The organism is Pseudomonas sp. yb_9 (assembly GCF_043103635.1).
Classification (GTDB): Bacteria; Pseudomonadota; Gammaproteobacteria; order Pseudomonadales; family Pseudomonadaceae; genus Aquipseudomonas; species Aquipseudomonas monteilii.
On sequence record NZ_JBICKA010000074.1, the window covers coordinates 108,969 to 121,781 of the forward strand.

The 12,813-nt window shown below is 63.1% G+C and carries 13 protein-coding genes; 5 read left to right on the plus strand and 8 right to left on the minus strand.

Going from position 1 to position 12,813, the window contains the following annotated elements; all coding sequences use genetic code 11:
- Nucleotides 1–26: 26 nt before the first annotated feature.
- Both ACF8MI_RS19950 and ACF8MI_RS19955 read right to left on the minus strand, forming a co-directional pair.
- The gene (locus tag ACF8MI_RS19950; RefSeq protein WP_060498398.1) at nt 27–404 is read right to left on the minus strand and encodes a RidA family protein; all 378 of its coding nucleotides are present in this window, start codon (nt 402–404) and stop codon (nt 27–29) included.
- A 12-nt stretch (nt 405–416) separates the two neighbouring features.
- Nucleotides 417–1,553 carry an FAD-binding oxidoreductase gene (locus tag ACF8MI_RS19955; protein WP_060498399.1) on the minus strand — a complete coding sequence of 379 codons (1,137 nt, stop codon included), beginning with the start codon at nt 1,551–1,553 and terminating at the stop codon, nt 417–419.
- 115 nt (nt 1,554–1,668) lie between these two features.
- On the opposite strand from ACF8MI_RS19955, the gene ACF8MI_RS19960 reads away from it, so the two are divergent.
- Together ACF8MI_RS19960 and ACF8MI_RS19965 are read left to right on the plus strand one after the other, a co-directional pair.
- Nucleotides 1,669–2,262 carry a helix-turn-helix domain-containing protein gene (locus ACF8MI_RS19960; RefSeq protein WP_016714792.1) on the plus strand — a complete coding sequence of 198 codons (594 nt, stop codon included), beginning with the start codon at nt 1,669–1,671 and terminating at the stop codon, nt 2,260–2,262.
- Between the two features lie 105 nt (nt 2,263–2,367).
- Nucleotides 2,368–3,153 carry a sulfite exporter TauE/SafE family protein gene (locus ACF8MI_RS19965; RefSeq protein ID WP_012271535.1) on the plus strand — a complete coding sequence of 262 codons (786 nt, stop codon included), beginning with the start codon at nt 2,368–2,370 and terminating at the stop codon, nt 3,151–3,153.
- A gap of 3 nt (nt 3,154–3,156) precedes the next feature.
- On the opposite strand, the gene ACF8MI_RS19970 is transcribed toward ACF8MI_RS19965, so the two are convergent.
- The 5 genes from ACF8MI_RS19970 to ACF8MI_RS19990 all read right to left on the minus strand — a co-directional run bounded on the left by ACF8MI_RS19970 (nt 3,157) and on the right by ACF8MI_RS19990 (nt 8,315).
- Complete coding sequence (locus ACF8MI_RS19970; protein ID WP_060498400.1) at nt 3,157–3,696, minus strand: histidine phosphatase family protein; 540 nt, start codon at nt 3,694–3,696, stop codon at nt 3,157–3,159.
- A gap of 99 nt (nt 3,697–3,795) precedes the next feature.
- Nucleotides 3,796–4,128, minus strand: coding sequence for a DUF3325 domain-containing protein (locus ACF8MI_RS19975; RefSeq protein WP_060498401.1), 333 nt, complete (start codon nt 4,126–4,128; stop codon nt 3,796–3,798).
- Complete coding sequence (locus ACF8MI_RS19980; RefSeq protein ID WP_104835188.1) at nt 4,125–5,648, minus strand: PepSY domain-containing protein; 1,524 nt, start codon at nt 5,646–5,648, stop codon at nt 4,125–4,127. Before ACF8MI_RS19980 ends, ACF8MI_RS19975 begins: the two co-directional genes overlap by 4 nt.
- Entirely contained in the window at nt 5,645–5,932 is a 288-nt protein-coding gene (locus tag ACF8MI_RS19985) for a hypothetical protein (RefSeq protein ID WP_060498403.1), read from the minus strand. The genes ACF8MI_RS19980 and ACF8MI_RS19985 overlap by 4 nt, the downstream gene beginning before the upstream one ends.
- 142 nt (nt 5,933–6,074) lie before the next feature.
- Nucleotides 6,075–8,315, minus strand: a complete 2,241-nt coding sequence (locus ACF8MI_RS19990; protein ID WP_060498404.1) for a TonB-dependent siderophore receptor — start codon at nt 8,313–8,315, stop codon at nt 6,075–6,077.
- Between the two features lie 381 nt (nt 8,316–8,696).
- Here ACF8MI_RS19990 and ACF8MI_RS19995 point away from each other — a divergent pair, with 381 nt between their 5' ends.
- The 3 genes from ACF8MI_RS19995 (at nt 8,697) to ACF8MI_RS20005 (ending at nt 10,724) form a co-directional block, all read left to right on the plus strand.
- Nucleotides 8,697–9,017, plus strand: a complete 321-nt coding sequence (locus tag ACF8MI_RS19995; protein WP_164524355.1) for a transcriptional regulator — start codon at nt 8,697–8,699, stop codon at nt 9,015–9,017.
- Nucleotides 9,004–9,318, plus strand: a complete 315-nt coding sequence (locus ACF8MI_RS20000; protein ID WP_060498405.1) for a DNA-binding transcriptional regulator — start codon at nt 9,004–9,006, stop codon at nt 9,316–9,318. Before ACF8MI_RS19995 ends, ACF8MI_RS20000 begins: the two co-directional genes overlap by 14 nt.
- A 203-nt stretch (nt 9,319–9,521) precedes the next feature.
- Nucleotides 9,522–10,724, plus strand: a complete 1,203-nt coding sequence (locus tag ACF8MI_RS20005; RefSeq protein WP_200929242.1) for an MFS transporter — start codon at nt 9,522–9,524, stop codon at nt 10,722–10,724.
- Nucleotides 10,725–10,782: 58 nt separating this feature from the next.
- Here ACF8MI_RS20005 and ACF8MI_RS20010 read toward each other — a convergent pair whose 3' ends face one another.
- On the minus strand, nt 10,783–12,591 hold the full coding sequence (locus ACF8MI_RS20010; protein ID WP_060498407.1) for an ABC transporter ATP-binding protein/permease: 1,809 nt from the start codon (nt 12,589–12,591) through the stop codon (nt 10,783–10,785).
- Nucleotides 12,592–12,813 lie beyond the last annotated feature (222 nt).

A 12,813-nucleotide genomic window follows, 5' to 3' on the forward strand; every position in this document is an offset into this window, starting at 1 on the left:
CTTTTGCGGGAGCGGCCTCCGCTCAGTTACAGATCGCCGACAAACGCCTGCACTTCAATCTCCACATCCACCCCCAGCGCCAACGCCGAGGCCACTGTCGAGCGCACCGGCAACGCGGCACCGAAGAACTCCTTGTACACCTCGTTGAAACCGGCGAAGTGGCTCATGTCCGACAGCCATACCGTGGCCTTTATCACTTGGTCGAAACGCGCGCCGCAAGCCGCCAGGCTTTCGGCAATGCGCTCGCAGGCGGCGCGGGTCTGGGCCTGGATGTCGCCACGCACCACTTCACCGCTGGCGCTCATCGGCACCTGGCCAGAGAGAAACAGAAAACCACCGGCCTTCACTGCACGGGAAAACGGGAACGGCAGGCTGCTGGGGAAACGCTGGATGTCATTGCTCATGGGATGCTCCTTTCAAGGTTGCTGTAAACGGGCTGGGGACAGGCGCTCGGGCGCCACGCCCTGGCTGACAAGGCTGGAGCACAGGGGCTGGCCAAGCAGCAGGTCGGCGGCCAGGCGCGAAGCCCCCGCTGCCGACTGGATGCCATAACCACCTTGCGCCGCCAGCCAGAAGAACGCGGGGGCGTGTGCATCGAAACCCACCACCAGGTCGCCGTCCGCAACGAACGATCGCAGCCCGGCCCAGGTGTGACTGGGGCGGCGGATCGTCAAGGTGGTCATGTTTTCGATGTTGTAGATGCCCAACGCCACATCGAGCTCTTCCGGCGCAGCATCCTGCGGCTCTACCGGGTCGGCGTTGGCAGGCGAACCGAGCAACTGCCCGGCGTCGGGTTTGAAGTAGAAGCTTTCGTCGACACCAATCACCGCCGGCCAGCGGGCGAAGTCCTGGTCGGCAGGGCCAGGAAAGGTGAAAGCACTGCGCCGGCACGGTTGCAGGCCGATGCGCCCCACACCGCATTGCTCGGCCACCCGGTCCGCCCAGGCACCCGCGGCATTGACCAGCTGACGTGCCTGAAGACGGCTGCCATCAGCCAATTCCACCTGCCACAGGTTGTCCAGATACCCGGCCTGGACCAGCTCGGCGTTGCAGCGCAGCTCACCACCGGCAGCGCGATAACCGCGCAAGAAGCCCTGGTGCAAGGCATGCACATCAAGGTCCATCGCGCCCGGCTCCAGCACTGCGCCCGCCAGGGTTTCGCTGCGCAGGCTGGGGACCAGTGCCAGCGCGGCATCACGGTCAAGCAGGCTGACCTCGGTGCCATTGGCCAAGTTCTGCGCGTGGGCCTGCTCAAGCAGCTCGCGCTGCTCCACGCTGGCCACATACAGGCAGCCGCGCGGCTCCAGCAGCGGGTGCTCGCAGAAGCCCTCTGGCGGGGCTTCATAAAAGGCCCGGCTGGCGCGGGTCAGCGCCTGGATCTGCGCAGTGCCGTAGGCCTCCATGAACATGGCCGCCGAACGCCCGGTGGAATGGTAGCCAGGCTGTGCTTCGCGCTCGATCAGCAGCACCCGCTGCTGGTCAGCCAGGCGATAGCCCAGCGAGGCACCGGCAATGCCGGCGCCGATGATCAGGGTGTCGTAGATCGGGGTCATGCACGCTCCTGCCAAGCAAATTATCATTTATGAGAATTCTAATATATGAGAATTTAGAAATGCGCAAGTGTCCAAGGTAAGATGCCCGACCAACGCCGTATGCCGAGAACGCTGAATGCCCGCTGCCCTACCCCTGCTTGACCGCGCCGTAGTCGGCCAGCGCCTGCGCCAGGTGCGCAAGGCGCGCCAGATGACCCTCAAGCAATTGTCCGAAGCCAGTGGCGTACCGCTGTCCACCTTGTCGAAGATGGAGCTGGCACAGGTGTCGGTCAGCTATGAAAAGCTCGCCGCCGCTGCGCGGGCGCTGAATGTCGACATTGCCCAGTTGTTCCGCTCCGGTGCCACGGTCAACGCCCCGGTGCCCGTGACCGTGGTGGTCGATTCATTGCCGGCGGCAGCGGGCTACTCGACCGGCACCTATGACTACCACCCGATCGCCGGCGACTTCCCCGAGCGGCGTATGACGCCGGCTTATGCCCGCATCATCGCCCGTGAACGCGGCCAGTTCGACGACTTTATCCGCCACCCCGGGCAAGAGTTCGCCCTGGTGCTGAGCGGGCGCGTGCGCATCGAGTTCGAAACCGGCGAAGCGGTGAGCATCGGGCCACAGGAAACGGCGTATTTCGACAGCCAGGTGGGGCATATCTATCTGTCCGAGAGCGAGGACGGCGGCGATGCGCATGTGATGGTGGTGATGACGGATCGTTAAGCCGCCTCGGTTATAACCTAATAACGAACAAGTCTATTTGGCTATAAAAAAATCTATATGCTGGCTGCATCCGATAACGGGCAACGTTGGGCAGTCGAGTAGCGTATGGATGTAGGTTCTTTTGGTTTCACCATTGCTGGCCTGGTCGTGGGTTTCATCGTCGGCATGACCGGCGTCGGTGGCGGCTCGCTGATGACCCCGATCCTGTTGTGGTTTGGCATCAACCCGGCTACGGCCGTCGGTACCGACCTGCTCTATGCCGCCATCACAAAGGCCAGTGGCGTCTGGGTGCATGCGCGTCAGAAGAACATCGACTGGAAAATCACCGGCCTGCTCAGCCTGGGCAGCGTACCCGCCGCTGCGCTGACCCTGTGGTTCCTCAGCACCCTGCACACCGACACCTCGGCGCTCAATGCCATCATCAAGCAAGGCCTGGCGGTGGTGCTGATCCTGACCGCGCTGGCCATCCTGTTCAAATCGCGCCTGCAGGCCTTTGCCAGCCGTCATGCCGGTGACCACTACCACCTCAGCGATCGCAGCCTGAACATCCTCACCGTACTCACCGGCGTTGTGCTGGGGGTAATGGTCACACTCACCTCCATCGGTGCTGGCGCCCTGGGCACTGTGGCGTTGTTCCTGCTGTACCCGTTCCTGGTCACCCGCCGCCTGGTCGGTACCGAAATCGCCCACGCCGTGCCCCTTACCCTGGTAGCAGGGCTGGGCCACGCGGGCATGGGCAACATGGACTGGTCGCTGCTGGGTTACCTGCTGCTGGGCTCGCTGCCGGGCATCTACCTGGGCAGCCACCTCACCGGGCGGATCTCCGACCGCGTACTGCGCCCGTGCCTGGCGGCGATGCTGCTGCTGATCGGCTACAAGCTGGCGTTCTGAGCCTCATTCCAGGCGCAGGCGCCACTGCCCGGTAAAACTCAGATCCAGGCGTGACAGGGGAAGCACGTCGATACGCTGGCTGGCCTTCATCGGGCACCCCAACACCTCTACCAACACAGCGCGCATGACCATGGGGTGGGTCACCGCCAGCCAATCGCCCGGCCTGTCGAAGGCTGCCAGCCAGGCGGCCAGGCGCTGGCACAGGGCGGCGAACGACTCCCCCCCGTGCGGCGCACTGGCCGGGTCCTGTAACCATTGCGCCAATGCTCCAGGCTGCTCAGCCTGCAATTGCTTCAACGCCAGCCCCTGCCAGTGACCCAGGTCGCAATCGGCCAAGCCCGGTTCGACCTGCACCTGCCCCGCCAGCCATGTAGCCGTCTCGCAGGCTCGCCGCTCTGGCGCAGCCAGCAGCTGCATGCCGGGCAGCATGGCGTCGGGCTGTTGCGTTAACGGCAAGATGCCGTCATCTGTCCGGTGCAGGCGCCCGACCTTCTGGGCCTGGGTCAGGGCGTGGCAGATCAGGGTCAGGCGGACGGTTTTCACCGGGGCTCTCTCGCAGCAGGCTGGGGCCCATGGTTTAACACGCTGCGAAGCTTTTGGCTGCAACTATGTCGTACCAGCCTTTACCGCGATGAGGCCCGGTCAAGCTATCAGTGACACCAGGCCCCACACCGGCACCGCGGCCACCAACCCGACCGCCATCCGCGGCCAGTACGGCAGCAGCATCACCAGCAGCAACCCCGCCAGCGACAGCGCGCCGAACCAGGCCACCGGCCCCATGGCCCAGCCCCAGGCCTGGGCACACATCATCAGGCTGGCCAGCAACGCCAACCAACCTGCACTGCGCAGGCCGACACGCAGCGCGGGTGGGCACGCCCGGCTCCACACTTGCTTGTAATGCCGCTCCAGCCCTTGGCACAGCCCAAGCATGCCGGCGTAGGCAAACACCACGCCACCTATGATCCACATCATCATGCCTTGGCCTCCTTCTGTTGCCGGCCCACCCTGGTCTTCTGTTGCGCTGGCTGTGCTTGCCACACCCGCCAGGCCACCAGACCAAGCAACACTCCCAGCACCAGCGCACAGCCCGCTACGCCCATACGCATCGTGTCTTCGAGGCCGCCAAATGCACCCAGACCGATGCACAGCAATGCCGCCAGCAGCAGTTGTTCGACCCAGGCGCACCGCGCCGGCCTGACGCCGGCATGCAACAGCGCCAGCAGCCATACGCCGAAGAACGCGCGCACTTCCCAGCTTTCCCGCTGCATCAAATCCACCGGTAGCAAACGGCTGGCCCACAGCAGCCCCACGCATGCCAGCAGCAGGCCGCTGATAAAGCCCACGTTGCACACTTCGGCCACCCGGTGCCAACGCCGTGCCGATGTTTCGGCGGTGGCGCTGGCGTATTTACGCCCACGCTTCACGCAGAACAACACCAGCCCGCTGGCGATCATCAGGCAACTGACCAACCCGCACATGAAGTACAGCCAGCGCATCGGGTAACCGCCGAACTGGGCGAAGTGCAGGCCGACCATGACCCGTTGGGTCAGCGGTGCCGCACGCCATTCAGGCACATCGCTGAGTAACGCCCCGCTGACGCCGTCGAAAACCATGGCCTGCCCCTTGGCGAGGGCGATGCGGTTGCCCAGTTCGGGGCGGATTTCGATACGCGCCGCTGCAGTGTTGGGGTTGCGAATGTTCAAGCCGCCAATAGGCCCCAGACGCGCCTCGGCCTGGGCCAGCAACGGCGCCACATCGACCAGGGTGGCCGGCTGCCTGGCCAGGCCACGGGGTTGCTCCAGGCGGGCATTACCCTGTGCCTGGAAGTAGGCGCGGGTGTCACCGGCAAAGCGTGCATCCACCCCGGCAGGGATATAAATGAGCATGAAGATCACCAGGCCGGTATAGGTGATCATCAGGTGGAACGGCAGCAGCAGCACCGCACTGGCGTTGTGAAAATCCAGCCACGAGCGCTGGCCCTTGTTTGGCCGGAAGGTGAAGAACTCCTTGAAGATCTTCTTGTGGATGACGATGCCGGTCACCAATGCGGCCAGCATCACCAGTGCCAGCGCGCCGACCACGAAGATGCCCCAGTTGCGTGGCAGGTCGAGGGTGAAGTGGAAGCGAAAGAAAAAGTTGCCGCCGACGCTGTCACGCACCTCGATGGCTTCGCCGGTGCGCGGGTCGAGCTGTACGCCGCCACCGTAGCGCCGCTCGCCGGTGGACACGCGCAGGCCTGGCGAGCGCTCGCTCGGCAGACTGATGCCCCAGTTGCCGGCCTTCGGCTCATGGGCCTGCAGGTAGGCGATGGCACGCTGCGCGGCGGCGGCCTGGGACACCTGAGTAGCCGGGATCTCCGGCTGCATCCAGTGGTTGAGCTCCTTGTCGAACACTGCCAGCGTCCCGGTAACGAAAATGGCGAACAGCAGCCAGCCAAAGATCAAGCCGGCCCAGGTGTGCAGCCACGCCATCGACTGGGTGAAGGTGTTTTTCATGCCAGGCGCTCCAGTATTTGCGGCCAGAAACCGACCAGGGCCAGGGGCACGGCCAATACCAGCGGCGCCCAGGCACGCAAGGCATCATGGCTGGCGAAGGCCCAGAGGATGGTGGCGGTGTAGAAAATGAACGCGGGCAGGGTCGCGACGATGACCGCGTCGGTGGCAGACAGCGGCAGGATGCGGGCCAGGCAGGCAGTGGCGGCGTAGCTGAGGGCATAGCCGCCGAGCAGTGCGGCGGTGCTGCGGGAGAGTATTTGTAGCCAGGCGGGGGCTTTCATCATCGGGGCTCCGTGGCATGGACAGGTAGGGCATCTGGGGCTGCTTTGCAGCCCGATCGCGACACAAGGCCGCTCCTACAGGGAATGCGAATCGCCTGTAGGAGCGGCCTTGTGTCGCGATCGGACCGCAAAACGGCCCCCGCTGTCAGAAGTTGATATTCAGCGCAGCAAACACCGCCCTGCCCGGCTGGTTATAGGTGTTGGCCCCCGAGCTGCTGGCGTTGCCGCCACGCAGGATCTGCTTGTCGAACACGTTGTTCACGCCTACCCGCACGTCGTAGTTGGCGTTGAACTTGTACCCGGCACTCACGTCCACCAGGCCATACGCCTCGACGTCCTGCTGCGCGGTCTTGTCGTAGTCTTGCTGGGTACGGTAGTTGTAGGTCGGTGACTTCTGCTTGCCAAAGTAGGTGCCCGCTACCTGGAACGACAGCTGCTCGGTGGCCCGCCAGTCGAGGGTGGTGTTGACGGTGTACACCGGGATCACCGACAGCGGCTCGCCGGTTTCGCGGTTGTCGTTGTCGAGCATCCAGGTCAGGTTGGTGTTCCAGTCCAGGGTCGGCGTCAGTTCGATGAAGAAGTTGCCTTCGATACCTTCCACCCGCGCTTCGCCCGCGTTCTCCCACTGGGTCACGCGGCGACCGCTGTTAATGGCGTAGAGCACATCGGTCCCGCCGATGATCTTGTTCTTGTAGTCGTTGCGGAAATAGGTCGCGCTGGTACGCCAGGTGCCACGGTCGTACAGCAGGCCGATTTCCTTGTTGACGCTGATCTCTGGCTTGAGGTCGGCATTACCTTGCAGGTAGCAGCCGCCGGAGTTGGTCTGCTGCACACTGCAGCCCTGGCCACGGCTGTAGAGCAGGTAATTGGGGTTGGACTGGTACAGGTTCGGTACCTTGTAGGCACGAGCAATGCCGCCCTTGACCGACAGTGCCTCGGTCAGTTTGTGCGACAGGTTCAGGCTTGGGCTGAAGTTGTCGCCAAACATCTCGTGATGGTCGAAGCGCAGGCCGGGCGTCACGGTCGTATCACCCAGGACGATATTGTCCTCGACGAACAACGCATAGCTTCTGGCCGTCATCTTCGTATCGCTGCGATCGAAGCCGCTGATCGCATCATTGCCCGAACCGCTCGGGTCGAAGCTTTGCGGGCGGAACGAGCCCTGGTCATTGAGAGACTCGTACAGGTATTCACCGCCCAAGGTCAGCACATGTTCAGTGCTGCCCATGCTGAACGGCAGGTTGACCTCACTGCTCAAACGGGTGTTGCGCAGCCGCGACATCGCCGCGCCGCTGTCGTTGATCGCCCCTTCCGGGCCACCGGCCAGGCCCTCGTTGAGGCGCCAGTTACGCACGTACTCGTAAGCCAGGGTGGTCTTGCTGGTACCCCAGGTAAAGTCGCCCAAGTGGGTCAGGTCGTACGTGCTGCGCTGCATGATGTTGGTTTCGTGGCCATACAGGCTGGAAATCAACGCGACATCGCTGCCGCCGTTGCTGTTCATCGTGTCGCCCGCGTAGATGTTGCCCTGACGGCTGTAGCCTGCACTGGCTTCAAGGCGGTGCTCGTCGTTGAGCTTCCAGCTCAGCAAGCCATTGATGTCTTTGTTACGCACACCTTCGCGTCCGGCAACCAGTGCGCTGTTGGCGTGGTTGGCGTTGATGTCGAGGTCGTCGGCGTCGGTCTTGGCCAAGCCGCCATACAGACGGAACCCGAGGTTGTCGGTAAGGCCGCCACCCAGGTTGAAGTTGGCGCGGCGGCTGGCGCCTTCGGCGCTGTCTTCCGGCAGTTGGGTATACAGGCTGACACTGCCCTTGAGTTCGTCGGTGGGGCGCTTGGTGATGATGTTGACCACCCCGCCCATGGCGCCGGAACCGTAGCGTGCGGCAGCCGGGCCGCGCAGGATCTCGATGCGCTCGACCGCTTCGGCCGGCACCCAGTTGGTTTCACCTCGGGTATCGCGGTCGCCGTTCCAGCCATAACGCACGGCGTTGCGGGCGCTGGACGGTTTGCCGTCGATGAGAATCAAGGTGTTCTCCGGGCCCATGCCGCGCAGGTCGATCTGACGGTTGTTGCCCCGTGCGCCGCTGGCGCTGTTGCCGGTCAGGTTGACGCCGGGCTCACGGCGGATGATGTCGGACAGGTCATTGGTCGGCGGGTGGCGCTTGATGTCTTCGGCGGTGATGATCGACGAGCCCAAGGCCTGGTGCGCCTCGCGCTCGGCGGTGATCAGGGTGTCCTGGATCACCAGCGCGTTGTCGGCGACCGGCACTTCCAGCACCTCACCCGTACGCTGCTCCTCGGCTTCAGCCGCGGTGGCCATCATGGCCGGCGACGCCAGCGCGACGAACGCCAGGGCCAGGCTATTGGGTGAAGTTCTGCACTGCATGGGTACATCTCCTGCGATTCATGAGCGAAAAGGCACATCCCTGTTGGAAACCGGGAGCCCTCGCCCACCGGCCCCACAAACACAGTTTGGTGGCCAACAGGGGAGGTAAATATAGAGAGACGCAAATGCGAGTAAATCTTATTTACGAAATTTACATGTTTGTAACGGAACTTTGCTGAAACCCGAGGTAGAGCAGTTGCTGTTCGCAACGCACGAAGTCTTGCGCAGCCTTGTAGGCGTTGGCTTGCTTGCGGAAGGCCGCGCAGCGGCCCCGGCGACTTCAGCGCCAACGCTCATCAGAAACCCGTCGATACATCCCTGCGCTTCTTGAGCTCAGCCGAACATAGCAAAATAACTACGTCAAAGACGTAGGGATGCAGTATGCTGACAATCATTGAAGCGCCACTTTTCTCAAGGCAATGGCCTGAATACTGGACTGAAGAAGAGCACGGAGCCTTCATGTCCTACCTTGCGAATGATCCCGATGCCGGCTCTGTGATTCCCGGCTCAGGCGGATGCCGCAAGGTGCGCTGGAGCCTGGACGGCAAGGGCAAGCGAGGAGCAGCACGTGTGATCTACACGGCCCAACTCGCCAATGGCGCCTTGGTCGCATTGCTTATTTACTGCAAGAGCGCTACTGAAAACATACCCGCGCATGTGTTGCGCAAGATTGCCAAGGAGCTCAACCATGCCCCTGACTGAAAAAGAGCTGATGCTGCGCGATGCCAGCCGTAACATCGGTGAGGAGTTGCTGGAATCCATACGCAACGTGAAAGCTGGCCGCTATGGAGCAGTACATCAGATAGAGGTGACCAAGGCCGCCGAGGCACGGAGCAAAACGGGGCTCTCCCAGCTCAAGTTTGCCGAGTTGCTGGGCGTTTCAGTACGCACGCTTCAGGAGTGGGAGCAAGGTAGGCGCGCGCCATCAGGTGCCGCTCGGTCCCTACTCCACATTGCAGCTTCTCGCCCGGACGTTTTTCGTGAAGTGCTTCAGGGCCTGTAACGGCTCCCCTGAACGAGCGTGCCTGCGGCGGGCCGCGCAGTAGCCTCGGCAACCGGCGCGTGTCACGGCGCTCAGGCTACACGCCACCACCCAGCGACCTGGGTGGTGAGCACACTGGCCATTGCCGCTACCCACTCATCCGATTTGCATCCTGCAAGGAGGCTCTTACAGTTTCGAACGTAGCAACTCTGTCGGGAGCCCAGATGCGCAGCAATGAAGACAGCCGCTCTGCACATACCTCCAGAAGCCTGCCGAAGATCCCTCGTAGCGTCTGGGCGCTGGGCTTCGTGTCGATGTTCATGGATATCTCCTCGGAGATGATCCATGCGCTACTGCCGCTGTACATGGTTACCGTGCTCGGCACGTCGGTAGTCGCTGTGGGCGTTATCGAAGGCATTGCCGAAGCGACCGGATCGATCACCAAGGTGTTTTCCGGCGCCCTCAGCGACCGGCTGGGCAAGCGCAAGCTGCTGACGGTGCTCGGTTATGGCCTGGCTGCGCTGACCAAGCCGGTGTTCCCCATTGCCTCCGGGCTGGAGTGGCTGACCGCAGCACGTTTCGTGGACCGGGTCGGTAAAGGCATTCGCGGGGCGCCGCGCGATGCGCTGGTGGCCGATGTCACCCCCGCCGAGCTGCGAGGCGCGGCGTTCGGCCTGCGCCAGGCGCTCGATACCGTGGGCGCCTTCCTCGGGCCGTTGTTGGCAATCGTGCTGATGTGGCTGACCGCGAGCCATTTCCAAACCGTGTTCTGGGTAGCGGTGATCCCGGCATTTGTAGCGGTGTACATTCTCATCGCCTTCGTTCGCGAACCTGAAACGCCGCCTGCCGCACGGCCGGTGCGCACACCGTTGGCACTGCACGAGTTCGTGCAACTCGGGTCGGCGTATTGGCGACTGATCGGCCTGGCAACGGTGTTCACCCTTGCTCGTTTCAGCGAAGCGTTCCTGCTGCTGCGTGCCCAGGACATGGGCCTGGCACCGCTGTGGGCGCCGGCGGTGCTGGTCTTGATGGCGCTGGCCTACTCACTGTCGGCCTACCCTGCCGGGGTGCTGTCGGACCGGGTGGGGCGCCGAGGCGTGCTGATGGCCGGGTTGGGTTTGCTGATCGCTGCCGACCTGCTGCTGGCCCTGCTACCGGGCTGGGGCGGGCTGGCCCTGGGGGTGGCGGCCTGGGGCCTGCACCTGGGCTTCAGCCAAGGTGTCTTCGCGGCCATGATCGCCGACAGTGCCCCGGCCCACCTGCGTGGTACCGCCTTCGGCCTGTTCAACCTGCTGACCGGCGTGGCACTGCTGGCCGCCAGCGTGGTAGCCGGGTTGCTGTGGGATGGCGCAGGATTTCAGGCAACGTTTCTGGTGGGCGCGGGGTTCGCTGGCGCCACCTTGGCGGGGTTGATACTGCTGCGCTAAGCCTGGAAAGCGCCCGGCTGATCGCCGTGCTGGACGGTGATCAGCACCCGGACGCAAACTAGGCCAGCGCAGCCTCCTGCTCCAGCAACGACCAACCGCCATGCCCATCCACATCCAGCCGATGGGTATGGAACGCTGCCAGCGTGCTGCGGTGGCCGACACTGACCAGCAGTGCACCCGGCATTTCCGAGCGCAACAACGCATACAAGGCATGTTCGAGGCCCTCGTCCATCGCCGAGGTGGACTCGTCGAGGAACACCACCTGCGGCCGGTTGAACAGTACCCGGGCGAATGCCAGACGCTGCTGCTCACCCACTGAAAGAATGTGTGACCAGTCGCAACTGACGTCCAGGCGCTCGGCCAGGTGAGCCAGGTTCACCTGGCGCAACGCCTGCTGCATCCGCACCTCATCCTCAGGCTTGCTGGCTGCCGGGTAGGCAATGACAGTACGCAAGTCACCCAGAGGCAGGTACGGGCGCTGCGACAGGAACAGTGCCTGATGGCCCATTGGCCGCCTGACCTCACCTTCGGCATACGGCCAAAGGCCCGCCAGGGCGCGCAGCAGCGTGGTTTTACCACTGCCCGATGGCCCTTTGATCAAAAGCGCCTGACCCGCGTGCAGGCTCAGGTCCAGGTCGGCAATAAGGGCGTGCCCGTCTGGACGCAGCACCTGCAGGCGGGTGATCTGCAGCGCATGCGCCTGGTCTTCGGTCAGGACGCGTGGCAATGCGCTCGCCTGCTCATTGGCATCGAGAAACCCGGTCAGACGGTCGAGGGTCGCCCGGTACTGGGCAAACGCATCATATGACTCACGGAAGAACGATAACGAATCCTGCACCTGGCCAAATGCCTGGGACGTTTGCATGACGTCGCCCAGCTTGATCGCTCCGCTGAAGAAACGCGGCGCCTGCAGAATGAACGGGAACACCACGGCAACCTGGCTGACGCCCAGGTTGAAGCCACTGAACTTGAGGTTTCGGAACACCAGCGCCCAGGCATTCACAATCAGGGCAGCGAAGCGGCCCAGCAAGGTGCCCCGCTCCACCTGAGCACCTTGGTAGAAGGCGATGTTCTCGGCGTTCTCACGCAAGCGCATCAGCGCATAGCGGAAGTTCGCAGTGAGTTTTTCGTTGAGGAAATTCAGGCGGATCAATGGGCGCCCGAGGCGGAAGGCGACCCAGGTGGCGACGATGACATACAGGTACACGGCAAACACCATCGCCCGGGGGATCTCCACCCCGGCCACCGTCAGCGGTGCCGACAGCCCCCAGAGAATGCCGGTGAATGCCACCAGCGAAACCAGCGCACTGACCGCGCCCAACGCCAGGCTCACCGAGTTGGTGACGAAGGCGTTGATATCCAGCTCGATACGTTGGTCGGGGTTGTCCACCGGCTCGGCGAGGAACTGGCCGCGGTAGTAGGCATCGCCTTTCATCCAGTCGTGGGTCAGGCGCTCGGTGAGCCAGACCCGCCAATGAATGCTAAATGCCTGGGTTACATAGAACGTGAACAGCGAGCGCAACACATGAATGGTAGCCAGTACGGCAAAGACGCCAAGCAAGTACCAGAACGCGGTTTGATCAAGGCCCTGCAAAGCGCTGTAGAAGCCGTTGTACCAGAACGAGAACAGCACGTTCAGCCGTACAGAGAACAGTGTCAACACCAGCAGCAACGCAAACACCAACAGCGGCCGCCAACTGCGCCTGAAACTGAAATAGGGCCCGGCAAGCTGCCAGAACTGGCTGCCCCAACGCGTGCAGCGCACAGCCAGTGTGGCAGCTGCTGCGAAGCAGACTAAGGTGATGAACGAGGCGATTGCCAGCCAGCTCAGGCTCTCTTGCAAAGCCTGGTGCCAGTTCATTTCCATGGTGGGTATCCGTGCTGAGTATTTCCGCGAGCGTAGCATTGCTCCGCGATTCGTCAGGCATAGATGACGCACATTTCATGATTGCTTGGGTTATTTGAAGCAGGTGGCGCGGTGGATGGCACCGGCGTTGCCGGTGTTCGCGGCTAAAGCCGCTCCTACAGGGATCTGGGCAAGGCCGAGACTTGCGTGAGAACTTGGCTTTTTCGGGCCACAAAGACAAAA

What these genes read in the sequence shown, in the direction of transcription:
- ACF8MI_RS20010 (WP_060498407.1), bottom strand. Translation starts at nt 12,591, where the DNA reads ATGGAAATGAACTGGCACCAGGCTTTGCAAGAGAGCCTGAGCTGGCTG.
- ACF8MI_RS20000 (WP_060498405.1), top strand. Translation starts at nt 9,004, where the DNA reads ATGCCCCTGACTGAAAAAGAGCTGATGCTGCGCGATGCCAGCCGTAAC.
- ACF8MI_RS19960 (WP_016714792.1), top strand. Translation starts at nt 1,669, where the DNA reads ATGCCCGCTGCCCTACCCCTGCTTGACCGCGCCGTAGTCGGCCAGCGC.
- ACF8MI_RS19995 (WP_164524355.1), top strand. Translation starts at nt 8,697, where the DNA reads ATGCTGACAATCATTGAAGCGCCACTTTTCTCAAGGCAATGGCCTGAA.
- ACF8MI_RS19980 (WP_104835188.1), bottom strand. Translation starts at nt 5,648, where the DNA reads ATGAAAAACACCTTCACCCAGTCGATGGCGTGGCTGCACACCTGGGCC.
- ACF8MI_RS19975 (WP_060498401.1), bottom strand. Translation starts at nt 4,128, where the DNA reads ATGATGATGTGGATCATAGGTGGCGTGGTGTTTGCCTACGCCGGCATG.
- ACF8MI_RS19955 (WP_060498399.1), bottom strand. Translation starts at nt 1,553, where the DNA reads ATGACCCCGATCTACGACACCCTGATCATCGGCGCCGGCATTGCCGGT.
- ACF8MI_RS19950 (WP_060498398.1), bottom strand. Translation starts at nt 404, where the DNA reads ATGAGCAATGACATCCAGCGTTTCCCCAGCAGCCTGCCGTTCCCGTTT.
- ACF8MI_RS20005 (WP_200929242.1), top strand. Translation starts at nt 9,522, where the DNA reads ATGCGCAGCAATGAAGACAGCCGCTCTGCACATACCTCCAGAAGCCTG.
- ACF8MI_RS19990 (WP_060498404.1), bottom strand. Translation starts at nt 8,315, where the DNA reads ATGCAGTGCAGAACTTCACCCAATAGCCTGGCCCTGGCGTTCGTCGCG.
- ACF8MI_RS19985 (WP_060498403.1), bottom strand. Translation starts at nt 5,932, where the DNA reads ATGATGAAAGCCCCCGCCTGGCTACAAATACTCTCCCGCAGCACCGCC.
- ACF8MI_RS19965 (WP_012271535.1), top strand. Translation starts at nt 2,368, where the DNA reads ATGGATGTAGGTTCTTTTGGTTTCACCATTGCTGGCCTGGTCGTGGGT.